20 protein-coding genes, 1 tRNA gene and 1 pseudogene are annotated in these 21389 nt (G+C 67.6%); 12 read left to right on the forward strand and 10 right to left on the reverse strand.

Annotated elements, in window-relative coordinates; all coding sequences use genetic code 11:
- Positions 1 to 1020, reverse strand: a complete 1020-nt coding sequence (locus tag ASC91_RS10800) for a CDP-6-deoxy-delta-3,4-glucoseen reductase (protein WP_056196279.1) — start codon at positions 1018 to 1020, stop codon at positions 1 to 3.
- On the opposite strand from ASC91_RS10800, the gene ASC91_RS10805 reads away from it, so the two are divergent.
- Positions 1019 to 1954, forward strand: a complete 936-nt coding sequence (locus tag ASC91_RS10805; RefSeq protein WP_082532596.1) for an NAD-dependent epimerase/dehydratase family protein — start codon at positions 1019 to 1021, stop codon at positions 1952 to 1954. The two genes, ASC91_RS10800 and ASC91_RS10805, sit on opposite strands and share 2 nt — an antisense overlap.
- On the opposite strand, the gene ASC91_RS10810 is transcribed toward ASC91_RS10805, so the two are convergent.
- Together ASC91_RS10810 and ASC91_RS10815 are read right to left on the reverse strand one after the other, a co-directional pair.
- The gene (locus ASC91_RS10810; RefSeq protein ID WP_056196285.1) at positions 1951 to 2532 is read right to left on the reverse strand and encodes a rhomboid family intramembrane serine protease; all 582 of its coding nucleotides are present in this window, start codon (positions 2530 to 2532) and stop codon (positions 1951 to 1953) included. The two genes, ASC91_RS10805 and ASC91_RS10810, sit on opposite strands and share 4 nt — an antisense overlap.
- A 96-nt stretch (positions 2533 to 2628) precedes the next feature.
- Positions 2629 to 2713 (reverse strand) — tRNA-Leu (locus tag ASC91_RS10815).
- Positions 2714 to 2804: 91 nt separating this feature from the next.
- Between ASC91_RS10815 and cysM the strand changes: the two genes are divergently transcribed.
- From cysM to ASC91_RS10830, 3 genes are read left to right on the forward strand one after another with little or no spacing between them, the layout of a single operon-like run.
- Positions 2805 to 3701 carry a cysteine synthase CysM gene (gene cysM / locus ASC91_RS10820; protein WP_056196288.1) on the forward strand — a complete coding sequence of 299 codons (897 nt, stop codon included), beginning with the start codon at positions 2805 to 2807 and terminating at the stop codon, positions 3699 to 3701.
- Positions 3698 to 4231, forward strand: a complete 534-nt coding sequence (locus tag ASC91_RS10825; protein ID WP_056196289.1) for an NUDIX domain-containing protein — start codon at positions 3698 to 3700, stop codon at positions 4229 to 4231. Before cysM ends, ASC91_RS10825 begins: the two co-directional genes overlap by 4 nt.
- A gap of 4 nt (positions 4232 to 4235) precedes the next feature.
- Entirely contained in the window at positions 4236 to 4463 is a 228-nt protein-coding gene (locus ASC91_RS10830) for a sulfurtransferase TusA family protein (RefSeq protein WP_056196293.1), read from the forward strand.
- Positions 4464 to 4588: 125 nt separating this feature from the next.
- Here ASC91_RS10830 and galU read toward each other — a convergent pair whose 3' ends face one another.
- Entirely contained in the window at positions 4589 to 5479 is an 891-nt protein-coding gene (gene galU, locus ASC91_RS10835; protein WP_056196296.1) for a UTP--glucose-1-phosphate uridylyltransferase GalU, read from the reverse strand.
- Between the two features lie 79 nt (positions 5480 to 5558).
- Here galU and ASC91_RS10840 point away from each other — a divergent pair, with 79 nt between their 5' ends.
- The gene (locus ASC91_RS10840) at positions 5559 to 6509 is read left to right on the forward strand and encodes a D-isomer specific 2-hydroxyacid dehydrogenase family protein (RefSeq protein ID WP_082532597.1); all 951 of its coding nucleotides are present in this window, start codon (positions 5559 to 5561) and stop codon (positions 6507 to 6509) included.
- On the opposite strand, the gene ASC91_RS10845 is transcribed toward ASC91_RS10840, so the two are convergent.
- Positions 6503 to 9319, reverse strand: a complete 2817-nt coding sequence (locus tag ASC91_RS10845) for a valine--tRNA ligase (RefSeq protein WP_056196304.1) — start codon at positions 9317 to 9319, stop codon at positions 6503 to 6505. The two genes, ASC91_RS10840 and ASC91_RS10845, sit on opposite strands and share 7 nt — an antisense overlap.
- A 260-nt stretch (positions 9320 to 9579) precedes the next feature.
- Here ASC91_RS10845 and ASC91_RS10850 point away from each other — a divergent pair, with 260 nt between their 5' ends.
- From ASC91_RS10850 to ASC91_RS10865, 4 genes are read left to right on the forward strand one after another with little or no spacing between them, the layout of a single operon-like run.
- On the forward strand, positions 9580 to 10017 hold the full coding sequence (locus ASC91_RS10850) for a hypothetical protein (protein ID WP_056196306.1): 438 nt from the start codon (positions 9580 to 9582) through the stop codon (positions 10015 to 10017).
- Entirely contained in the window at positions 10017 to 10304 is a 288-nt protein-coding gene (locus ASC91_RS10855) for a 4Fe-4S binding protein (RefSeq protein ID WP_056196309.1), read from the forward strand. Before ASC91_RS10850 ends, ASC91_RS10855 begins: the two co-directional genes overlap by 1 nt.
- A gap of 7 nt (positions 10305 to 10311) precedes the next feature.
- Positions 10312 to 11022, forward strand: a complete 711-nt coding sequence (locus tag ASC91_RS10860; RefSeq protein WP_056196311.1) for a response regulator transcription factor — start codon at positions 10312 to 10314, stop codon at positions 11020 to 11022.
- Positions 11019 to 12095 carry an ATP-binding protein gene (locus ASC91_RS10865; protein WP_056196314.1) on the forward strand — a complete coding sequence of 359 codons (1077 nt, stop codon included), beginning with the start codon at positions 11019 to 11021 and terminating at the stop codon, positions 12093 to 12095. The genes ASC91_RS10860 and ASC91_RS10865 overlap by 4 nt, the downstream gene beginning before the upstream one ends.
- On the opposite strand, the gene ASC91_RS10870 is transcribed toward ASC91_RS10865, so the two are convergent.
- The 3 genes and pseudogenes from ASC91_RS10870 to ASC91_RS30025 form a co-directional block, all read right to left on the reverse strand.
- On the reverse strand, positions 12088 to 13578 hold the full coding sequence (locus ASC91_RS10870; RefSeq protein ID WP_056196317.1) for an amidase: 1491 nt from the start codon (positions 13576 to 13578) through the stop codon (positions 12088 to 12090). The two genes, ASC91_RS10865 and ASC91_RS10870, sit on opposite strands and share 8 nt — an antisense overlap.
- 96 nt (positions 13579 to 13674) lie before the next feature.
- Positions 13675 to 14652: a GMP reductase gene (locus ASC91_RS10875; protein ID WP_056196320.1), complete on the reverse strand. Its 978-nt coding sequence runs from the start codon at positions 14650 to 14652 to the stop codon at positions 13675 to 13677.
- A gap of 530 nt (positions 14653 to 15182) precedes the next feature.
- A pseudogene (locus ASC91_RS30025) lies at positions 15183 to 15785 on the reverse strand (NUDIX domain-containing protein); the annotation flags it as partial.
- 60 nt (positions 15786 to 15845) lie between these two features.
- On the opposite strand from ASC91_RS30025, the gene ASC91_RS10885 reads away from it, so the two are divergent.
- Entirely contained in the window at positions 15846 to 16607 is a 762-nt protein-coding gene (locus tag ASC91_RS10885; RefSeq protein WP_056196322.1) for a DeoR/GlpR family DNA-binding transcription regulator, read from the forward strand.
- Here ASC91_RS10885 and ASC91_RS10890 read toward each other — a convergent pair.
- Positions 16594 to 17907, reverse strand: coding sequence for a DUF3422 family protein (locus tag ASC91_RS10890; RefSeq protein WP_056196325.1), 1314 nt, complete (start codon positions 17905 to 17907; stop codon positions 16594 to 16596). The genes ASC91_RS10885 and ASC91_RS10890 overlap by 14 nt on opposite strands.
- A 101-nt stretch (positions 17908 to 18008) precedes the next feature.
- Between ASC91_RS10890 and ASC91_RS10895 the strand changes: the two genes are divergently transcribed.
- Positions 18009 to 19142 (forward strand): beta-ketoacyl-ACP synthase III, encoded by a 1134-nt coding sequence (locus tag ASC91_RS10895; RefSeq protein ID WP_056196327.1) that lies wholly within the window; start codon positions 18009 to 18011, stop codon positions 19140 to 19142.
- Here the strand turns inward: ASC91_RS10895 and ASC91_RS10900 are convergent.
- Positions 19139 to 19876, reverse strand: coding sequence for a transporter (locus ASC91_RS10900; RefSeq protein WP_056196330.1), 738 nt, complete (start codon positions 19874 to 19876; stop codon positions 19139 to 19141). The genes ASC91_RS10895 and ASC91_RS10900 overlap by 4 nt on opposite strands.
- 36 nt (positions 19877 to 19912) lie before the next feature.
- Here ASC91_RS10900 and sbcB point away from each other — a divergent pair, with 36 nt between their 5' ends.
- A complete protein-coding gene (gene sbcB, locus ASC91_RS10905; protein WP_056196333.1) occupies positions 19913 to 21346 on the forward strand; it encodes an exodeoxyribonuclease I in 1434 nt (477 codons plus the stop codon).
- Positions 21347 to 21389: the final 43 nt, after the last annotated feature.

Here is a 21389-nt window from a genome sequence, read left to right on the forward strand (position 1 = left end):
TCAGTGCTTGTCCGCTTCGGACGTGAACGCGTCCGCGTAGAACTCTTCCGCCGGCAGGTTGCACTGCGCGACGAAGTCCCGCTGCGCCGACTCGACCACGATAGGCGCGCCGCAGGCGTAGACCTGATGGCCCGTCATGTCGGCCAAGTCTTCCATGACGGCGCGGTGGACGAACCCCGTGCGGCCTGTCCAGCCCTCGTCGGGCTCGGACAGTACCGGCACATAGGTCAGCTGCGGCCATTCCGAGGCGATCAGCGCCGCCCAGTCGTTCAGATACAGGTCGGCCTGCTTGCGCGCACCCCAGTACAAAACCATGGGCCGGCTCGACTCGATGTGGCGGGCCCGTTCGATGATGGCCTTGATGGGTGCAAAGCCGGTGCCGCTGGCCAGCAGCACGATGGGCTTGTCGCTGTCCTCGCGCAGGAAGAAGCTGCCGAAGGGCCCTTCCATGCGCAGGATGTCCTTCTCCTTGAGCGCGCCGAAGACATGGTCGGTGAACTTGCCGCCGGGCATGTGGCGGATGTGCAGCTCGATCTGGCCCGGCAGGCTATGCGGCGCATTGGCCATCGAGTAGCTGCGGCGCGAGCCGTCACGCAGGATGAACTCGACGTACTGGCCGGCGCGGAACTGGAAGTTCTGGTTGGCCGCCAGCTGCATCGTCAGCACCGCCACGTCGGGCGCCGGGCGCAGTATGGCGATGACGCGGCTGGGCAGCTTCAGCACCGGGAACTCGCCGGCGCCAGGCACCGTGCGGGCCTCGACGGTGCAGTCGGTCTGCGGCCGGGCGCAGCAGGTCAGCACATAACCGGCGGCCTCTTCCTCGGCGGTCAGCGCCTTGGGCTGGTGGTTGCCGTGGATGACGGCACCTTCAAGCAGCTTGCTCTTGCAGGAGCCGCAGGCGCCGTCCTTGCAGCCATAAGGCAGGCCTACGCCATTGCGGATGGCGGCGGCAAGCAGGGTGTCATCGCCCTCGGTCTGATAGACGCGGCCGGCGGGCTGGATGGTGATCTGATGGGACATGGCTTCCAAAAAGCAGCGGCCCCGCAGACATTTCCGGGGCCGTAGACTGCCCGCCATTTTGCCCGAGGCCGGTTTGACCCCACGACTCCTCATCATTGGCTGCGGCGACGTCGGCCTGCGCGTCCTGAAGCTGCTCGCGGGCCGCTGGCGGGTTCTTGCACTGACGTCCAGCGCAAGCCGTGCAGCGGAGCTCAGGGCCGCAGGAGCCGTCCCGCTGGTTGGCAATCTCGATGACGCGGCGACGCTGGCGCGCCTGGCAGGACTGGCCGAGCTCGTGCTGCATCTCGCGCCACCGGCCCGTGACGGCGAGGCGGATCTGCGCACCCGCCATCTGCTCGCTGCCCTCGCGTGCAAGCCGCCCGCGGCGCTGGTTTACGCGAGCACGACCGGCGTCTATGGCGACTGCGGTGGTGCCTTCATCGACGAGACGCGGGCACTGAACCCGGCGACCGACCGTGCCCGCCGACGTGTCGATGCAGAGGCCCAGCTGCGCGCCTTTGGTCGCCGTCACGGCACGCGTGTCAGCCTGCTGCGCATTCCCGGCATCTATGCACGCGACCGCGAAGGGGGCCACCCGCGCGAGCGCCTGGCGCGGGGCACGCCGGTGTTGAGACGGGAGGAGGATGTCTACACCAACCACATCCATGCCGATGATCTGGCGCAGGCCTGCCTGCTGGCGCTGCTGCGCGGCCTGCCGCAGCGCGCCGTCAATGTCTGCGACGACAGCCAGTTGCTGATGGGCGACTACTTCGACCTGGCCGCCGACCTCGGTGGTCTGCCGCGGCCCGTGCGCATCACGCGTGCTGAAGCAGCCCAAACCATGAGTGCCATGCAGCTGAGTTTCTGGAGCGAATCACGCCGGTTGAGCAATGCCCGTCTCAGGCGCGAGCTGCGATTGGCGCTGCGCTACCCGACCCCGAAAGAAGGCCTCTAGCCGCGCCGCCGCGGCGAGCGCCAGTGGCGGATCAACAGCCACGCGCCCAGCATGCCGCCCAGGTGGGCGAAGTGGGCGATGCCGCTGCTGCCGCTGAAACCCAGGATCAGTTCCAGGCCGCCGAAGATGGCGACGAAGTATTTCGCCTTCATCGGGATCGGCGGGATCAGCGGCACGATGATGCGGTTGGGGAACAGCATGCCGAAGGACAGCAGCAGGCCGAAGATCGCGCCGGAGGCCCCGACGGTGGGGGACTGGGCACCGATGACCCAGGTGAATATCAGTTGCACGACGGCGGCGCTCAGCGCGCTGGCCACCAGCATCTGCGTGTAGCGCCGCGCGCCCCAGACGCGCTCCAGCTCGCCGCCGAACATCCACAGGCCCAGCATGTTGAACAGCAGATGCTCGAAGCTGCCATGCAGGAAGGCATAGCTCAGCAGCTGCCAGGGCATGAAGAAGCCCGAGTTCAGCGGCCACAGCTGGAACCAATAGGCCAATCCCGGGAAGAGGTAGAAAAAGCAGAAGGCACCGACACAGGCCAGGATGAAGGCCTTGGTGACTGAAGGCAGTGGGGGCATGGATCGCGCGGCTTGCGCCCGGGGAGGGCGCCTGCACCGGGAGGGCCGGTGCTTGTCGTTTTGAGTATGCCAGCACAAGCCGGCTGCTGTTTCGCCTGGTGCCCGGGGCCGGACTCGAACCGGCACACCTTGCGGCGGGGGATTTTGAGTCCCCTGCGTCTACCGATTTCGCCACCCGGGCCCGTCGGAAACAGCATCGCGCTTTGCACGCGAGGGGCAGATTATGCACTCGACAAGGCTCGACTTTGTTCCCGCTGCCACAATCGTCGCCCATGAGCTACCCGACCCTCGAAGACGTCATCGGCGCAACCCCCCTCGTGCGCCTGCAGCGACTGCTCGGCGACGATGCACGCGGCAATGTGATCCTGGCCAAGCTGGAGGGCAACAACCCGGCCGGCTCCGTGAAGGACCGGCCCGCCATCAGCATGATCAAGCGCGCCGAGGAGCGCGGCGAGATCAAGCCAGGCGACACGCTGATCGAGGCGACCTCGGGCAACACCGGCATCGCGCTGGCGATGGCCGCGGCCATCCGCGGCTACCGCATGGTGCTGATCATGCCGGAGGACCTGTCCATCGAGCGCGCCCAGACGATGAAGGCCTTCGGCGCCGAGCTGATCCTGACGCCCAAGACCGGTGGCATGGAGTACGCCCGTGACCTGGCCGAGCAGATGGCCGGCGAAGGCAAGGGCCGCGTGCTGGACCAGTTCGCCAATGCCGACAACCCGCGCGCCCATTACGAGACCACTGGCCCCGAGCTGTGGAAGGACACCGGCGGGCGCATCACCCATTTCGTCAGCGCCATGGGCACGACGGGCACCATCACCGGCGTGTCGCGCTTTCTGAAGGAAAAGAACCCCGCCGTGCGCATCGTCGGCGCCCAGCCGGCCGAAGGGTCGCGCATCCCCGGCATCCGCAAGTGGCCCGAGGCCTACATGCCCAGGATCTATGACCCGAGCGGCGTGGACGAACTGGTGCTGGTCAGCCAGAGCGACGCCGAGGACATGGCGCGCCGCCTGGCCCGTGAGGAGGGCCTGTTCGCCGGTATCTCGTCAGCCGGCGCCTGCTGGGTGGCGCTGCAGATCGCGCGCCGCGTCGAGAACGCGACCATCGCCTTCATCGTCTGCGACCGCGGCGACCGTTATCTGTCGACGGGCGTGTTTCCTGCATGACGGACTACAAGTTCTGTCCCGTCTGCGCGACGCAGCTGGGTTGGATCACGCAGGCCGAGGACGGTGGCGACAAGGAACGCCTGCGCTGCCCGGCCTGTGGCTTCACGCACTGGAACAATCCGACGCCGGTGCTGGCCGCCGTCATCGAATGCACGGACCGCGACGGCCAGGTGCTGCTCGCCCGCAACGCGGCCTGGCCGGGGCGCTTCTTTGGCCTGATCACGGGCTTCATGGAGTCTGGCGAGACGCCGGAGGAGGGCATCCGTCGCGAGATCGCCGAGGAGACCTCGCTGGAGGTGGACAGCCTGAATCTGCTGGGCGTCTGGGACTTCCAGCGCATGAACCAGATCATCATTGCCTACCATGCGGCGGCGCGTGGCGAGATCCGCTTGTCGCCTGAGTTGGCGGAGTACAAGCTGATTGCACCCGAGAACGTGCGCTGTTGGCCGCAGGGCACCGGCCAGGCGCTGGCGACCTGGCTGCGCAGCAAAGGCATCGAACCCCAATGGCTCGACCTGAAGCGAGAATGAGGCCATGGACGTCCAACGCGAGATCGACACGCGGGGCCTGAACTGCCCCTTGCCCATCCTGAAAGCCAAGAAGGCCTTGGCCGAAATGCTCAGCGGCGAGTTGCTGCGCGTCGTGGCGACCGACCCGGGTTCGATGCGCGACTTCCAGGCCTTTGCGCGCCAGACGGGCAACGAACTGGTGGAACAGAACTCGTCGGGCGACGAGTTCATCCACGTGCTGCGCAGGCGCTGAGCAGGCCCTGGTCAGTTAGGGGCAGAGCTACTCGCTGCGCTCGGGCGGTCTGTCCCGCAAAGCCAATCCTGAGTCAGTTGGGGACAGAGCTACTCGCTACGCTCGGGCGGTCTGTCCCGCAAAGCTTAGAGATTCAGGCCCTGCAGGAATTCCTTGAAGCCCGGGCCGAGCTGCGGGTGGGCCAGGGCCAGTTCCACGTTGGCCTGCAGGAAACCTTCCTTGCTGCCGCAGTCATAGCGCTTGCCGTCATAGCGGTAGGCAAACACCTTCTCGCGGCGCAGCAGGCCGGCAATGCCGTCGGTCAGCTGGATCTCGCCGCCCACGCCGCGCGGCTGGTTGGCAATCTCGTGGAAGACGCCCGGCGTCAGGATGTAGCGGCCGGCCACGCCCAGGCGTGAGGGTGCGTCTTCGGGCGCGGGCTTCTCGACGATGCGGTTCACGTCCATCAGGTGGTCGTTGACCTGGGTGCCGGCGACGATGCCATAGCGGCGGGTGTGTTCGGGCGGCACTTCCTGCACGGCGAGGATGGAGGCGCGCCAGTCGGCGAACTGCTCGACCATCTGCCTGAGGATGGGGGTTTCGCCCACCATCAGGTCGTCGGCCAGCAGCACGGCGAAGGGCTCGTTGCCCACCAGGCGCTGACCGCACAGCACGGCGTGGCCGAGGCCGAGGGCCTGGGCCTGGCGCACATAGATGCATTCCATGTCGTCGGGCTTGACCGAGCGCACCACGTCCAGCAGGTCCTGCTTGCCGGACTTTTCCAGCGCCACTTCGAGCTCGAAGGTCATGTCGAAGTGATCTTCGATGGGGCGCTTGTGGCGGCCCGTCACGAAGATCATCTCGCGCACGCCGGCGGCATAGGCCTCTTCCACCGCGTACTGGATCAGCGGTTTGTCGACAACCGGCAGCATCTCCTTGGGTTGGGCCTTGGTGGCCGGCAGGAAGCGGGTGCCGAGCCCGGCCACCGGGAAGATGGCCTTGGTGATCGGCGATTTGGACGAAGAAGCCATGGGCATACACTGGGTTGACAGGGTCGCAACGATTGTGTCACGGGGGTTGTGACGGTCTGACCCCTGAGTCGGGCACATACAAACAATGACAGTCCTGATCCTTGAACCGTTGGAAGCCGAGGTGGTGCAATGGCTGGCCGAGCGCCACGATGCCCGCTTTGCGCCTGAACTCGTGGGTGACCCGGAGGGCCTGGTAGAGGCACTGCAGAACTCCCGTGCCCTGGTGGCGCCCCCCGAAGTGCGCATCGATGCCGAACTGCTGCGCGGCGCGCCGGGACTGCGTGCGATCGGCCGTGCCAGCGGCGGCGCGGAGAACATCGACATCGAGGCCTGCCGCAAGGCGGGCGTGGAGGTCGTGCGCTCCCAGGCTTCCACGGCCAGCGCCGAGGCGGAATTCGCTGTCGGTGCCCTGCTCAGCCTGCTCAGGCGGGTGCCCATCGAGGGCAGCGACGGCCTCAAGGTGGGGCGGGAGCTGGGCTGTTCGACGATTGGCGTGCTGGGCCTGACACCGACGGCGCAGGTGTTGACCCAGCTGCTGCATGCCTTCGGTACACGGGTCATCGGCTATGACCCGGCCCTGCATCCGAGCGACGCGACCTGGGCACGCTGGGGCATCGATTCGGTTTCCTTGAGCGAGCTGGTCGAGCACAGCGACGGCCTGGTGCTGCTGCTGCCTTATTTCCCGCGCTTTCGCGGCCTCCTCGGCGACCGTCAGCTGGAGAACGTGCGCGCAGGCCAGGTCCTGGTCGGCCTGAGCCAGTCCGGCGTCGTCGACGAGGCGGCCCTGGGCCGGGCTCTGCGCAACGGCAAGCTGCGAGCCGCGTGGTTCGACAGCCTGGAACCGGGTTGGCTGGAGGCAGGGCGGCCCTTGCACGGCATCGCCACGCTGCAGGTGACGCCGCGGCTGGCGGGCACGACGCGGGAGTCGCGCGTGCGCGCCGCCTGGGCGGTGGCGCGCGGCCTGGACGAACTGCTGGGTGCCCCAGCCAAGGGCAAGAAGAAGGCCACATCCAAGGTGGCCATCGACTATTACTGAGGCGGCAGGCGCTTGAGCTGTTCGTGCAGGCGCGCCACCGTCTCCTTGAAGCCCACCACGCGGGCACGCTCCTGCTCGACGACGGCAGCCGGCGCGCGGGCGACGAAGCCCTCATTGCTCAGCTTGGCCTCGGCCTTGACGATTTCGCCTTCCAGGCGAGTCGCTTCCTTGGTCAAGCGGGCGCGCTCGGCGGCCACGTCGATCTCGACCTTCAGGGCCAGCTTCGCGGCGCCATGCAGCAGCACCGGTGACGTCGCGCTCTGCTTGGCGAACTCGGCCTCGTCGGCGATCAGCTCCACGGCCGCCAGCTTGGCCAGCATCTTCAGCACGGCCGCGGCCTCGCTGAGGAAGGACAAGTCACCACCCACCAGCAGCGGCACGCGGTCGCTGGGGCTGAGGTTCATCTCGCTGCGCAGGCTGCGGGTCGTGCCGACCACTTCCTTGAGCTGGGCCATCCAGGCGTCGGCGGCCGGGTCAATGCGCTCGGGCTGGGCGACAGGGTAGGGCGCCTGGCCGATGAAGTCGGTCGCCTTGCGGCCGGCGACAGGGGCGACGGTCTGCCACAGCTCCTCGGTGATGAAAGGCGCGACGGGGTGCAGCAGGCGCAGCGTCGTCTCCAGCACGCGGATCAGTGTGCGGCGCGTGGCGCGCTGCTGGGCCTCGTCACCCGTCTGGATCTGCACCTTGGCGATTTCCAGATACCAGTCGCAGTACTCGTCCCAGACGAAGCTGTAGACGGCGTTGGCGACGTTGTCGAGGCGGTACTCGGCAAAGCCCTGGGCCACGGCCGCTTCGACGCGCTGCAGTTCGCTCGTGATCCAGCGGTCGGCCTGGCTGAACTTGTTGTAGCCAGGCGGGCAGGCGCCTTGGTCGTGCGCGAGGCCGCAGTCCTGGCCTTCGGTGTTCATCAGCACGAAGCGGGTTGCGTTCCAGAGCTTGTTGCAGAAGTTGCGATAGCCCTCGCAGCGCTTGGTGTCGAAGTTGATGTTGCGGCCCAGGCTCGCGTAGCTGGCCATCGTGAAGCGCAGTGCATCGGCGCCATAGGCCGGCATGCCTTCGGGGAACTCCTTCTTCACGCGGGCTGCGACCTTGGGCGCCGTCTCGGGCTTGCGCAGGCCGGTGGTGGACTTCTGGATCAGCGTGTCGAGGTCGACACCCTGGATCAGGTCCACCGGGTCCAGCACATTGCCCTCGCTCTTGCTCATCTTCTGGCCCTGCGAGTCGCGCACCAGGCCGTGGATGTAGACGTCCTTGAAGGGCACCTGGCCGGTGAAGTGCGTCGTCATCATGATCATCCGGGCGACCCAGAAGAAGATGATGTCGTAGCCGGTGACGAGCACGGAGGAAGGCAGGAAGAGTTCCTGCTCCAGCGTCTTCTGCGGCCAGCCCAGCGTCGAGAAGGGCACCAGGGCCGACGAGTACCAGGTGTCCAGCACGTCGGGGTCGCGGGTCAGCTCGCCCAGATAGCCGGCGGCCTTGGCGCGGGCCTGCGCCTCATCCTCGCTGCGCGCGACGAAGAGCTCGCCGCCCGTGCCGTACCAGGCCGGGATCTGGTGGCCCCACCACAGCTGGCGCGAGATGCACCAGTCCTGCAGATTGCCCATCCAGTGGTTGTAGGTGTTGACCCACTGCTCGGGGTAGAACTTGACCGCGCCGGTCTCGACGGCGGCAATCGCCTTGTCGGCAATGCTCTTGCCGTCGGCGCTGGGCTTGGTGACCGCAACGAACCACTGATCGGTCAGCATCGGCTCGATGACCTGGCCGGTGCGCTCGCAACGCGGCACCTGCAGCTTGTGCTTCTTGACCTCGACGAGCAGGCCTTGCGCCTCCAGGTCGGCGACGACGCGTTTGCGGGCGACGAAGCGGTCCAGGCCGCGGTAGGTCTCGGGGGCGTTGTCGTTGATCCTGGCCTGCAGGTCCAGCACCGCGATCATCGGCAGGTTGTGACGCTGGCCGACGGCGTAGTCGTTGGTGTCATGCGCCGGCGTGACCTTGACGACGCCGGTGCCGAACTCGCGGTCCACGTAGTCGTCGGCGATGACAGGGATCTCGCGGTCGGTCAGCGGCAGCTTCACGAGCTTGCCGATCAGGGCGGCATAGCGCTCGTCCTCTGGGTGGACCATGACGGCCACGTCACCCAGCATGGTCTCAGGTCGCGTGGTGGCCACCACGACCGAACCCGAACCGTCTGCCAGCGGATAGCGGATATGCCACAGCGAGCCGTCTTCCTCTTCGGAGTTCACCTCCAGATCGGACACGGCGGACTGCAGCACCGGATCCCAGCTCACCAAGCGAGTGCCGCGGTAGATCAGGCCTTCCTCGTAAAGCCGCACGAAGGTCTCGACGACGACGGTCGAGAGCTTTTCATCCATCGTGAAGTACTCATGGCCCCAGCTCACCGAGTCCCCAAGCCGGCGCATCTGGCCGGTGATGGTGTCACCGGATTGCTGTTTCCATTCCCACACGCGGGCGACGAAATTCTTGCGACCGAGTTCCTTGCGGCTGGTGCCGGCAGCCTGCAGCTGTCGCTCGACGACGATCTGCGTCGCGATGCCGGCGTGATCGGTGCCCGGCACCCATAGCGTGTTGTCGCCCTTCATGCGGTGGTAGCGCGTCAGCGAGTCCATCACCGTCTGGTTGAAGGCATGGCCCATGTGCAGCGTGCCCGTCACGTTGGGCGGCGGCAGCTGGATGCTGAACGAGGGCTTGGCCGGGTCCAGCGTCGGCTCATACAGGCCGGCGGCTTCCCACTTGGGGCCCCAATGGGCTTCCAGGGCGGCGGGTTCGAAGGACTTGGCAAGTTCGGTCATCGCGGCGTCGCCCGCTGTGAAGCTGGGGCGAAAAGAGGGCTTTTCGGGGGTCTGCGATTGTAGGGGGCCGCACTCGCGCGGCCTCCGCGCCGATCAGCGCGTCTGCAGCTTCAGCTGTGACAAGGGCGCACAGCCTCCCCGGCCCCGGGCGAAACAAAACGATACCCGGCGATACCGCGTCGAGATGCTCTGGCGCGGGCTAACCGCAAACATGAGCGCCATCCCAACCACGGGCCTCGAGCGCCCCACGGAGCAGCACCATGAACTTTTTTCGTCGCTGGCACGCCCACCACAAGTTCCACCACCACTTTGGCCACGGCCATCACGGCCATCATTTCGGCCGCCATGCTGATGGCTTCGCCCACCTCCTTCTCAACCGAGTCGGCGCCAAGCTGGACCTGGACGCCGAGCAGCACCGCAAGCTCGGCGCCTGGCTTGAGCAGCTCCAGCACCAGCGCGACACGATGAGGGGCTTGGCCCGCGGCCCCGAGGTGGCGGGCCTGTTCGCCGGTGAGCAATTCGCCCGCGAGCCGGCGCAGCAACTGCTGGACGCCAAGCTGGATGCGCTGCGCGCCGCCGGCCCCGGCCTTGTCACGGCCTTTGCCGACTTCTTCGATTCGCTGGACAACGAGCAGCGTCAGGTGCTGCGCTTCATGATGCGGCGCTTCGGCCGGCATGAGCGGCGAGACGCGGCGTGATGGATGTCCACTGCGGCAAGCAGCCCCGCGGCCGCTTTGTGCCGCACATCGACCGCAACCGCTGCGAGGGCAAGGGCGAATGCGTCGCTGTCTGCCCCTTCAACGTGTTCACCTTGGGCAAGCTGGCACCCGAGCAGCGCCAGTCCCTGAGCCTGTTCGGCAAGCTCCGGGGCATGGCCCACGGCTGGGAGCAGGCCTTCACGCCCAATGCCGCCGCCTGCGAAGCCTGCGGCCATTGCGTCAGCACCTGTCCCGAGCGAGCCATCACCCTGGTGCGGGCCGAATAATCGCGACATGCACAGACTGCTGCTGATCGACGACGACGAGGCCCTGGCCGGGCCGCTGACGCAATACCTTGCCCGCTTCGACCTCCAGCTCGAGGCTGTCACGCGGCCCAGCATCGCGCTGACGCGGCTGGCGGCCGAGCGCTTCGACGCGTTGATCCTCGACGGCATGCTGCCCGAGATGGACGGCTTCGAGTTCTGCAAACAGCTGCGTGCCAGCAGCGAGGCCTGGCGCGACATGCCGGTGCTGATGCTGACCGCGCGCGGCGATCTGACCGACCGGGTCGTCGGGCTGGAGCTGGGCGCCGACGACTACCTGCCCAAGCCCTTCGAGCCCCGCGAACTGGCGGCACGGCTGCAGACCATCCTGCGCCGCACGCGCTTTGTATCGGCGGCTGCCCCGAGCGTGGTTCAGCCTTCCGCCAAGCTGTGCTTCGAGGGCCTCGAGATCGACACCACGCGCCGCGAGGTGCTGTGCGCGAGTGGCTTGGTCGAGCTGACCGGCACCGAATACGAGCTGCTCGTGATGCTGGCCCGCGAGCCGGGCAAGGTCTTCTCGCGCGACGACATCCTGAACCGGCTGCGTGGCCAGGAAGCCGAGCTGTTCACCCGGGCCGTCGACATCCTGGTGAGCCGCCTGCGCCGCAAGCTTGAGCCGCTGGTGGCCCTGAAGACCCTGCGCAACGCCGGCTATTGCTTCGCATTGCCAGGCAAACCATGAAACCCCACGCCTACGACCACCGCTGGCGCGAGCGCTGGGAACGCAAGCGGGCCAAGCGCGCCCGGCGCATGAACCGCGACTGGGAATACCGCTGGCGTGTGCGCCATCGCTGGCACCAGCGCTGGCATCACCAGCACAAGCGCTTCAAGCATTCGCTCGGTGCGCGGCTGATCGCCATCTTCATCCTGCTAGCCTGCATCAGCAGCACCATTCTGTGGATGTCGATGGGCAGCGCCTACGGCCTGCTTTGGGCCGTGCCGGCGCTATTCGTGGTCACGGGCCTGGCCTTCGGCATGATCCGCCACATGGTCTGGCCGCTGCATGCGCTGGCCATCGGCGCCGAGGCCTTCCGCCGCGGTGAGTTCTCGCACCGTGTGCCCGTGATCCACAGCGACGAGATCGGTGACCTGGCACTGCGTTTCAACCAGATGGCCGCCGACATCCAGGCCATGCTGGACGGCAAGCGCGCCTTGCTGCTGGCCATGAGCCACGAGCTGCGCAGCCCGCTGACGCGCGCGCGCCTGCACGCCGAGATGGTGGGCGAGGGCGAGTCACGCGACGCGCTGCTGGGCGAGCTGGCGCAGATGCGCGATCTCATCACGGCCTTGCTGGAGAGCGAGCGCCTGGGCAGCGGGCACAGCGCGCTGCAGCTGTCGGACTGCGACCTCGGCGCGTTGGCGCAGGAGCATGCCCAGCCCGGCGTGGAGTTGCATGTCGAGCCCGATCTGCCGCCGTTGAGGCTGGATCGCCTGCGTGTGCAGCTGTGCCTGCGCAATCTCGTCCAGAACGCGTTGCGCCACAACGATGCCAGCCGCGGTGCCGTGCAGCTCAGGCTGGCTCGCGAAGGCACGGGCGTGCGCTTGACGGTGCGTGACTTCGGCGCCGGCGTGCCGCCCGAGTCCCTGCCTCAGCTGGGCCAGCCCTTCTACCGGCCGGACGCCGCGCGCACGCGGCATGTGGGTGGTGTGGGCCTGGGCCTGTGCCTGTGCCGGTTGGTGGCTGAAGCGCATGACGGCCGGCTGGAGCTGCGCAATGCCGAGCCGGGGTTCGAGGCCTCGGTGCGCTTCAGCTAGGCACCCGGTCGAACCAGGGCTGGGTGGCTTCCAGTTCCGCGGCCAGTTGCAGCAGCAGCCCGTCTTCGCCCGGCGCTGCAACGAACTGCACGCCCAGCGGCAGGCCGTCGGCCGTCCAGTGCAGCGGCAGTGAGATCGCCGGCGTGCCCGTCAGGTTGGCGAGCTGGGTGAAGGGGACATGGCGCAGGCTGTCGGTGGCCATCTGCTGCACGACGCCATCGAGCAGGCCGGCGTGCTTGAGCAGGCCCAGCAGCCCCGAGGCGCGCAGCGCGCCCAGCACGGCAATCTGCAGCGGCGGCGGGTCGCCGGTGCCATGCAGCACCGGTGGCGAGGCCAGCGTCGGCGTCAGGTAGAGGTCGTAGCGCGCGTGCAGGGCGGCCAAGCTGCGGGCGTAGTCGTTCCAGCGCAGCAGCTCCAGCGTCAGCCGTTCGGCGCTGGTGGCGCGGCCGAGCGTGGCGATGAGACGGGTCAACGGCTCAAAGTCGGCTTCGCGGCCACCCAGGGCGACCGCGCGGCTCAGCGTGGCCGGCACCTGACCGAAGTAAATATGCAGGAAGCTGTTGGCCAGCGTGCGGCCATCGATGTCGGGGCGGGCCGGCTCGACGACATGGCCGAGGCCTTTCAGTAGCGACACGCTTCGCTCCACGGCGAGCCGGGCCTCGTCGTGCACCGGCTCGCCAATCGGCGAATCGGCGCACCAGGCGATGCGCAGCCGGCGCAGCGGTGAGCGCAGCTGATGGACAAAGGGCGTGGCCGGCGCGGGCAGGGCGACGGCGTCGCCGGGCTCGGGGCCGCTGAGAATGTCCAGTGCCAGGGCGGTGTCGCGCACGCTGCGCGAGATGACGCCCTCGCTGCAGGCGCCGAACCAGACTTCGCCGGAGCCCGGGCCCACAGACACGCGGCCGCGAGAAGGTTTGAGGCCCACGAGCCCGCAGCACGCGGCCGGAATGCGTATCGAGCCGCCGCCATCGTTGCCGGCGGCCATGGGTACGACACCGGACGCGACCGCTGCTGCCGATCCGCCGCTGCTGCCGCCCGGTGTGCGTTTCACGTCCCACGGATTGCTGCTGCGGCCGAAGGCCAGCGGGTCGGTGACGCCCTTGAGCCCCAGTTCGGGCGCGTTGGTCTTGCCGAAGATGACGAGTCCGGCGTCGAGCAAGCGCCGCACGACATGCGCGTGCTCGCGCGGCGGCGGCAGTGCGGCCAGCGCCCGGCTGCCCCAACTGGTCGGCACGCCGGCGTAGTCCTCGGCCACATCCTTGATGAGGCAGGGCACACCGGCCAGTGGGCCGGTGCCGACGCCACGCGCCAACTGAGTTCTGGCCTCGGCCTCCATCAGCCGGCAGACAGGGTTGAGCCGGGGTTGGACTTCGGCCAGCCTTGCGAGCGCCAGGTCGAGCAGGCTTTCTGCGCTGACCCGACCAGCCGCCACCTCAGAGGCCAGCGAGGTTGCGTCGTGGCGGCGGTAGCTTGCAAAGTCCATGGCGCTCACATGAACAAGTGCTCGCCGGCGTTTTGGCTGCGCCGGAATGCGGACCTCACGCTGCGCGCGAGGTGCTCCCCCGCGTTCCGCAGGTGATCACATGAACAAATGTTCGCCCGCATTCTCTCCGCCAAGAATGACGTAATTCACCTTGCGCAGGTCCGACAACTGCGTGCCGCCCGCATACGAGATCGAGCTCTGCAGGTCTTCCTGCATCTCGCGCAGCGTGTCGGCGAACTTGCCCTTGACGGGTTCCAGGATGCGCTTGCCCTCGACGTGGCGGTACTCGCCCTTGTTGAAGTCCGACGCCGAGCCGTAGTACTCCTTGTAGAGCTTGCCGTCGACCTCGACGGTCGTGCCTGGCGACTCTTCATGGCCGGCGAACAGCGAGCCGATCATGACCATGCTGGCGCCGAAGCGCACGCTCTTGGCGATGTCGCCATGGTGGCGGATGCCGCCGTCGGCCACGATGGGCTTGGTGGCTACGCGCGAGCACCATTTCAGCGCCGACAACTGCCAGCCGCCGGTGCCAAAACCCGTCTTCAGCCGCGTGATGCAGACCTTGCCCGGGCCGACGCCGACCTTGGTCGCGTCGGCACCCCAGTTCTCCAGGTCGATGACGCCTTCGGGCGTGCCAACATTGCCGGCGATGACGAAGGTCTCGGGCAGCTTTTGCTTGATGTGGCCGATCATGCGCTGCACGCTCTCGGCATGGCCGTGGGCGATGTCGATGGTCAGGTAGTCGGCGCCGACGCCTTCAGCCGCCAGCTTGTCCACCAGTTCGAAGTCGGCCGGCTTCACGCCGACGCTCAGCGACACCAGCAGGCCCTTGTCCCGCATGTCCTTGGCATAGGCCAGGCTGTCGAGGTCGAAGCGGTGCATCACGTAGAAGTAGCCCTCGCGGGCCAGCAGCTCGGTGATGGGCTCGTCCACGACCGTCTTCATGTTGGCCGGCACGACCGGCAGCTTGAAGCGGTGTGGGCCGAACTGCACCGAGGTGTCGCAGTCCGAGCGGCTTTCAACGCGGCAGCGGCGCGGCAGCAGCAGGATGTTGTCGTAGTCGAAGATTTCCATGATTCAAGTTCACAGTTGCGGCGCGCGTTTGGCAGTGCGCGACCTGGGCTGCGAGCGCTTGACTTGGCTCTGCCGGCTTTGCTGCCCGCTTTTGCAGCGGGCAAAAAAAACCGGACGCCAAAATTTGGGCCCGGTGATTGATTCTACGCGGGCCTGGTTGGTATTGAAGCGAGGCCGTAGTGCACGGGCATTGCGCAGGCCAAAGCGGCCTTGATCATGGCGTCGGCGCCGGCCGAATCACCGCCGATGCGCAGCAGCAGGTCACATCGCTCCAGCAGGGCCTGGGCGTTGGGGTGGAAGTAGCGGTCCCAGACCGCATCGCCGCGCCGGCCGCCAGCGGCCGCGATGAGCGGCAGGGCGACCCACTCGCCGAGCACCGGCACGTGGCCCAGGGCTGCGACTTGCAGGGCGGCATCCTGCATGGCCTGCACGTTGGCGGCGATCGCGTCCTCCCGGTCGCCCGTGCCGCTTCGATACGGCCCGGCGATGAAGACCAGCAACGGGCCCTTGCGGGGCGGCGGCCCGAAGACGTGGCGCTCGGCCCAGCGCAGCAGCATGATCGTTTTCGCATCGACGATCTCGCCGGCCTCGACCTGGCGCATGGCTGCGTCGAAGTCCAGCTCGAAGCGCGCGATGTCCTCGCCCTCCTCAACGAGGCCGCCACCCGCGCCAACCAAGTCGCCATCCTCGTACTCGGCCGCAAAGAAATGCAGCTTCTCGGTCACCGAGCCGGGGCTCATATAGGCCTCGAACAGCGGCTGCACCTCGCGCAGCTTCACGCCGGCTTCCTGCTCGGCCTCGGCGCGGACGCAGCTGAGCGGATCGGCCTCGTCCAGCAGCCCGGCCACGGCTTCGACCATCAACTGCTGCCAGCCATTGACGAACGCCGGGTAGCGGAACTGCCGTGTCAGCAGCACACGGCGGCGCGTGCGCTGGTAGAGCAGGATGGTGGCGCCATTGCCGCGGTCATAGGTCTCGCGGTCCTGGGTCTGCCACTGGCCATCGCTGCGCAGGAAGTCGAAGCGGGTGGTCTTCAGCGTGTACCAGTTGTTGGACAGCAGCCTCTCCTGCTGGACGCGCACGCGTTCGGACAGGGGCAGGTCGGCAATGCGCGAATCGGTCTTGGTTTGCATGTTGTTTCCTGAATTTAAGGAAAATCATGCAAAATAACGCAAAACCATGCAATCCCACAGATGCTGACCGAACAACGCCACTTGGCCATCCTGGAAGAACTTCATTCCACGGGCCGCGTGCTGGCCCGCGAACTGGCCGAGCGCCTGCAGGTGTCGGAGGACACCATCCGGCGCGACCTGCGCGAGCTGTCCACGCGGGGCGCGCTGCAGCGTGTGCATGGCGGCGCGCTGCCGGTGTCACCGGCCCTGGCCAACCTGGCGCGACGCAGCGCCATTGCCGTCGACGAGAAGCAGGCGCTGGGCCGCCATGCGGCGTCTCTCATCGCCGATGGCCAGCTTGTCTTCGTCGACGGCGGCACGAGCACGCTGGCCATGGTCCAGCAGCTGCCGGCCACGCTGCGCGCCACGGTCGCCACACACAGCCCCGTCATCGCCGCGGCGCTGATCGAGCACCCCACTGTCGAAGTGCTGATGCTGGGTGGGCGCCTGTTCAAGCACTCCGGCGTGGCCGTCGGCGCGGGTGTAGCACAGGCCATCCAGGCGCTGCGGGCGGACTGCTATTTCCTCGGCGTAACCGGTGTGGAGGCCGGCTTCGGTCTGTCCACCGGCGACGCCGAGGAGGCCCAGGTCAAGGCGCTGCTGATGGCGAGCGCTGCGGAAACGGTGCTGATGGCCAGCAGCGACAAGCTCGGCAAGGTCTCGCCCTACCGCGTCGCGCCGCTGTCGGCCTTGTCGACGCTGATCGTCACGCCTCAGGCCGGGCCGGCCGCGCTGCAGGCGCTGCGCCTGCCGGGCCTGGAGATCCTGGTCAGTGGTGGTTGAAGATCTTGCGGTGGATGCGCCTTGTCGTCTGCCAGACGGCCAGCAGCACGAAGGGAATGGCCGCCCCCGCCGCCAGCTCGGGCTGTACTGGCAGCCAGCCCTCGGCCTTCAGCGCCTTGAAGAAGTACAGCAGCAGGCTGACGACGTAATAGGTAATGGCCGCGAGCGACAGCCCCTCGACGGTGGCCTGCATGCGCAGCTGCGTGCGCTGGCCTTCGCCGAGCTGGGCCAGCAGCTGCTGGTTCTGCGCCTCGGTGGCGATGTCGACCCGCGTGCGCAGCAGGGCGCTTGCGCGTGAGATGCGTTGTGACAGGCCGGCCAGCCGCTGCGCCGTCGCATTGACCGTCGCGATGGCCGGTGAGAGCCGGCGCTGCATGAACTCGCCCAGCGACTGCCTGCCGGCCACCTTGCCCTCGTGCAACTCGGCCAGACGCTGCTCGACGATGGCCTGGTAGGCCTGGGTGGCGGCAAAGCGGTACTGGTGCGAGGCGGTGGCGTGCTCGATGCGCGCTGCCGTCGAGATCAGGTCGTCCAGCAGTTCGGCCTCCGACGCGCCGCGCTTCTCCAGCCGCGCGGTGATGCTGGCCAGCGTGGCCTCCACCTCGGCCAGCGTCGAGCCGAGCGACTTGGCGGCGGGCAGGCCGCGCAGGGCCATCAGGCGGTAGGTCTCCAGCTCCAACAGGCGCTGGCAGATGCGGCCGGCGCGGGTCTCGGGCGTGCCGGGCTCAGCCAGCACGACGATGTGCTCGAAGCCGGTCGCGCGCAGGCAGAAGTCGGTGACAACCAGGGAATGGCCGCCGCCCATCGTCGACGCGACCGTTGCATGCGCGCCGAACCAGGCCTGGGCCTCGGTCAAGGCGCTGGGCGCGAAAGTCAGCTGCCGCTCGATCATGACGAGCTTGATGGCCGCAAAGGTGCGCCCCGGGATGCGCCCCAGCCAATCCGGTGCGACGCGCAGCGCCAGCGCATCCAGCGTCTGCGCGCTGGCCTCGGCGTCGGCGGGCAGGGGCTGCACGACCGAGTAGCGCGTGAACTCGGCATGGCGCTCCCACTTCAGCGAGAACTCGCCGCAGCGCAGGCGCAGAAAGTTTGCGTTCAGCGCCTCCTCGGCCAGTTCGTGCTGGCCGGGCAGCTGGCGCAGGTGGGCATGCTCCTGCGCCCGGCTGATGCCGTCGTTGAGCACGGCGATGTGGACGATGACGGCCGGCAGGCGGATGCGCGCCGGCGGCCGGGCATGCACCTCGTTGTGTAAGGCCAGGCGCAGGGCGTCGTCGGGTGGGAGCAGGCTGTCTTCGTGCATGTTTTGTCCAGGGCCCCAGGCTAGTGCCTAGAGAAGGCAGCAAACCGGATCGATAAGATTTCAGCCTTCGTACATCAGCAGCGGCGGCTTCCGTCTTCAATATGCAAGCTTCATTCCCGGCCGTGGTCATCAGCGGCACCGGCCTGTACCGCCCGCCCCATGTCATCACCAATGCCGAGCTGGTCGAGGCCTTCAACGCCTACGCCGACCTGCAGAACGCCGAGCACGCGACGGCGATCGCCGCTGGCGAGCGCTCCGCCTTGACACACTCCAGCGTCGAATTCATCGAGAAAGCCTCGGGCATCAAGCAGCGCTACGTCGTCGACAAGGCCGGCGTGCTGGACCCGACCCGCATGTACCCGCGCTTCACGCCGCGCGGCGACAACGAGGTCTCGCTGATGGCCGAGATCGCCGCCGATGCTGCCCGCAAGGCGCTTGAACAGGCCGGCAAAACCGGCGCGGATGTCGACGCCGTGCTCTGCTCCAGTGCCAATATGCAACGCGCCTACCCGGCCATGGCGGTAGAGATCCAGCAGGCGCTGGGCGCCGGCGGCTACGGCTTCGACATGAACGTGGCCTGCTCCTCGGCCACCTTCGCGCTGGAACAGGCCTTCAACGCGGTGCGTTCGGGCGCCAGCAAATGCGTGCTGGTCGTGAACCCCGAGATCACCTCGGCCCACCTGGAATGGCGCGACCGCGACTGCCACTTCATCTTCGGCGACGTCTGCACGGCCCTCATCGTCGAGCGCGCGGAAGACGCCACCGGCGCCGACCAGTGGGAAATCCTCGGCACGCAGCTCGCCACACAGTTCAGCAGCAATATCCGCAACAACTTCGGCTTCATGAACCGCGCCGAGGACCGCGACCCGAGCGACCGCGACCTGACCTTCTATCAGGAAGGCCGAAAGGTGTTCAAGGAAGTCGTGCCCATGGCCGCGGCCCATATCGAGGCCCACCTGGGCAAGCTGGGCCTGGAGCCAACGCAGATGCGCCGCTACTGGCTGCACCAGGCCAACCAGGGCATGAACCAGCTCGTCATCAAGAAGCTGGTGGGTGCGGATGCCGGCAGCGAGATCGCGCCGCTGATCCTGGACGAATACGCCAACACCGCGTCGGCCGGCTCCATCATTGCCTTCCACCATCACCGGGGTGACCTGAAGGCTGGCGACGCCGGCGTGATCTGCTCCTTCGGCGCGGGCTATTCCATCGGCAGCGTGGTCGTCAAGAAGCGCTAAAAACGCAGCGAGAGGCCGATCGTCCACGCCCAGTCGGGCGTGTTGTGGTTCAGGCCGCGGAAGACGGCCGTGTCGAGCTGAGCGTCGCTTGTGAGCTGCCAGGCCAGCCCCGTGCCGGCCGTGACGACATTGCCGCCATTGCGGGCCGACGCGATCTGCTGGCCGGCGATCTCGGCAAAGCCGTGCAGCTTCTCGCCCAGCGGGATACCCAGGCTCGCCGACAGCAGGGCACCCGTGTAGCGCTGGTCGTTGTCGTTGCGATCGATGAAGACGCCAGCCATCGTGCCGAGCGAGTAGCCGGCCGGCAGCTCCCACTGGGCCAGAAAGTTCAGGCCGGGCCGCAAGCCATGGCCTTTGAACGGCCCGCTGCCTGTCGGTGTCTGCACTTCGAACAGCCAGCCCAGGCCAGGCTTGGCCTCGTCGCCGTCCTGCATCTGCCATTTGAAGCCGACTGCCAGATCTCCTCGGCCGCTGGCGCTCGGGTTGCGCTGGCGCAGCGCGCCGTCGGTCTCCAGCCGCAACTCCAGGTCATGGTCGACGCCCAGGCGCAGCAGCGTCGGCGTCGATCGCAGCCGTGTCGCGGCGTCGCGCTGCCAGGCGCCGCTGGTCTCGACCTGGAAGCGGCCTGCGGCCATCACATCGGGGCCGTTGGTGAAGTCGGGCCGGTCGGGGGAGATCGCGTCGTCGGCGTGTGCCGCGGCGCAAACGGCCAGGAGCAGCAGGGCAAGTCTCATGCGAGCCACTCTATCGGCTGAGCTATCGTGGCGGCCATGTCTTCCCTTTCATTTTTCTGGCACGACTACGAGACCTTCGGCCGCGTGCCACGCCGGGACCGCCCGGCCCAGTTCGCCGGCCTGCGCACCGATGCGGAGCTCAACGAGATCGGCGAGCCGCTGATGCTGTACTGCCAGCCGGCCCCGGACTACTTGCCCGACCCCGAGTCCTGCCTGCTGACCGGCATCCTGCCCCAGCACTGCCTGCAGCAGGGTGTGCCCGAGCATGAGTTCGCCGCCGCCATCGAGACGGTGCTGGCCACGCCCAACACCATTGGCGTGGGCTACAACAGCATCCGCTTCGATGACGAGGTGACGCGTCATCTGTTCTGGCGCAACCTTATCGACCCCTATGGCCGCGAATGGCAGAACGGCTGCGGCCGCTGGGACCTGCTGGACGTGGTGCGCTGTGCCTATGCGCTCCGGCCCGAAGGCTTCGAGTGGCCCAAGCATGAGGACGGCCGCCCCAGCTTCAAGCTCGAGCACCTGACCATCGCCAACGGCGTCGCGCACGAGGCGGCGCATGATGCACTGTCCGACGTGCGCGCCACCGTGGCGTTGGCGCGCAAGCTGCGCCAGGCCCAGCCCAAGCTATGGGACTTCTGCGTCAAGTTGCGCAGCAAGCAGGCGGTGTGGGACGAGATCGGCATCGGCAAGCCCTTCCTGCACATCTCCGGCATGTACGGCCCCGAGCGCGGCTGCATCGCCGTGGTCTGGCCGCTGGCGCCGCACCCGACCAACAAGAACGAGCTGATCGTCTGGGACTGCTCGGTGGACCCGGGCGAGCTGCTGACGCTGAACGCCGAAGCCATCCGCGCGCGCATGTTCATCAAGCAGGAGCTGCTGCCCGAGGGCGTCACGCGGCTGCCCATCAAGACCATCCACGTCAACAAAAGCCCCATCGTCATCAGCAACCTGAAGACGCTCAGCCCGGCGATGGCCGAGCGCTGGAACCACGACGTCGAGGTTCAGCTCGCCAGCGCCCGGTTGCTGGCCGAGAAGGGCCGGCTGCTGGACGGCCTGTGGGCCGACGTCTTCCAGCGTGAGCCCTTCGCGCCGGCCGATGTGGACGAAGACCTCTACGGCGGCTTCATCGGCAACGAGGACCGCCGGGCGTTGAACAAGGTGCGCACGATGGCGCCCGCGCAGCTCGCCGAGCGCGCGGCGCAAGGCAAGCTGGCCTTCCAGGACGGGCGGCTGGATGAGCTTGTCTTCCGCTGGCGTGCGCGCAACTTCCCGTCCAGCCTGTCGGCAGAAGAGGCGGAGCGCTGGCAGGGCCACCTGGCTGCGCGGCTGCATGAGGGCGAGGGCGGCGCGCAGACGCTGGCGGCCTTCATGGAGCGTATCGATGTTCTCGGTGAAACAGCCGACGAGCGAGGTGAGCAGATCCTGTCGGCCTTGTACGACTACGCGGAGCAGATCGCCCCCTGAGGCGGCGTCTCCTCAGTCTTGGTGAAGCGGTGAGGGCCGCCTC

Origin of the sequence: Pelomonas sp. Root1237, from assembly GCF_001425055.1 — a bacterium.
GTDB lineage: Bacteria > Pseudomonadota > Gammaproteobacteria > Burkholderiales > Burkholderiaceae_C > Pelomonas.

Excerpts from the sequence above, each read along its gene's own strand:
- ASC91_RS10805 (WP_082532596.1), top strand. The coding sequence starts at position 1,019 with ATGGCTTCCAAAAAGCAGCGGCCCCGCAGACATTTCCGGGGCCGTAGA.
- ASC91_RS10800 (WP_056196279.1), bottom strand. The coding sequence starts at position 1,020 with ATGTCCCATCAGATCACCATCCAGCCCGCCGGCCGCGTCTATCAGACC.
- ASC91_RS10810 (WP_056196285.1), bottom strand. The coding sequence starts at position 2,532 with ATGCCCCCACTGCCTTCAGTCACCAAGGCCTTCATCCTGGCCTGTGTC.
- cysM (WP_056196288.1), top strand. The coding sequence starts at position 2,805 with ATGAGCTACCCGACCCTCGAAGACGTCATCGGCGCAACCCCCCTCGTG.
- ASC91_RS10825 (WP_056196289.1), top strand. The coding sequence starts at position 3,698 with ATGACGGACTACAAGTTCTGTCCCGTCTGCGCGACGCAGCTGGGTTGG.
- ASC91_RS10830 (WP_056196293.1), top strand. The coding sequence starts at position 4,236 with ATGGACGTCCAACGCGAGATCGACACGCGGGGCCTGAACTGCCCCTTG.
- galU (WP_056196296.1), bottom strand. The coding sequence starts at position 5,479 with ATGCCCATGGCTTCTTCGTCCAAATCGCCGATCACCAAGGCCATCTTC.
- ASC91_RS10840 (WP_082532597.1), top strand. The coding sequence starts at position 5,559 with ATGACAGTCCTGATCCTTGAACCGTTGGAAGCCGAGGTGGTGCAATGG.
- ASC91_RS10845 (WP_056196304.1), bottom strand. The coding sequence starts at position 9,319 with ATGACCGAACTTGCCAAGTCCTTCGAACCCGCCGCCCTGGAAGCCCAT.
- ASC91_RS10850 (WP_056196306.1), top strand. The coding sequence starts at position 9,580 with ATGAACTTTTTTCGTCGCTGGCACGCCCACCACAAGTTCCACCACCAC.
- ASC91_RS10855 (WP_056196309.1), top strand. The coding sequence starts at position 10,017 with ATGGATGTCCACTGCGGCAAGCAGCCCCGCGGCCGCTTTGTGCCGCAC.
- ASC91_RS10860 (WP_056196311.1), top strand. The coding sequence starts at position 10,312 with ATGCACAGACTGCTGCTGATCGACGACGACGAGGCCCTGGCCGGGCCG.
- ASC91_RS10865 (WP_056196314.1), top strand. The coding sequence starts at position 11,019 with ATGAAACCCCACGCCTACGACCACCGCTGGCGCGAGCGCTGGGAACGC.
- ASC91_RS10870 (WP_056196317.1), bottom strand. The coding sequence starts at position 13,578 with ATGGACTTTGCAAGCTACCGCCGCCACGACGCAACCTCGCTGGCCTCT.
- ASC91_RS10875 (WP_056196320.1), bottom strand. The coding sequence starts at position 14,652 with ATGGAAATCTTCGACTACGACAACATCCTGCTGCTGCCGCGCCGCTGC.
- ASC91_RS10885 (WP_056196322.1), top strand. The coding sequence starts at position 15,846 with ATGCTGACCGAACAACGCCACTTGGCCATCCTGGAAGAACTTCATTCC.
- ASC91_RS10890 (WP_056196325.1), bottom strand. The coding sequence starts at position 17,907 with ATGCACGAAGACAGCCTGCTCCCACCCGACGACGCCCTGCGCCTGGCC.
- ASC91_RS10895 (WP_056196327.1), top strand. The coding sequence starts at position 18,009 with ATGCAAGCTTCATTCCCGGCCGTGGTCATCAGCGGCACCGGCCTGTAC.
- ASC91_RS10900 (WP_056196330.1), bottom strand. The coding sequence starts at position 19,876 with ATGAGACTTGCCCTGCTGCTCCTGGCCGTTTGCGCCGCGGCACACGCC.
- sbcB (WP_056196333.1), top strand. The coding sequence starts at position 19,913 with ATGTCTTCCCTTTCATTTTTCTGGCACGACTACGAGACCTTCGGCCGC.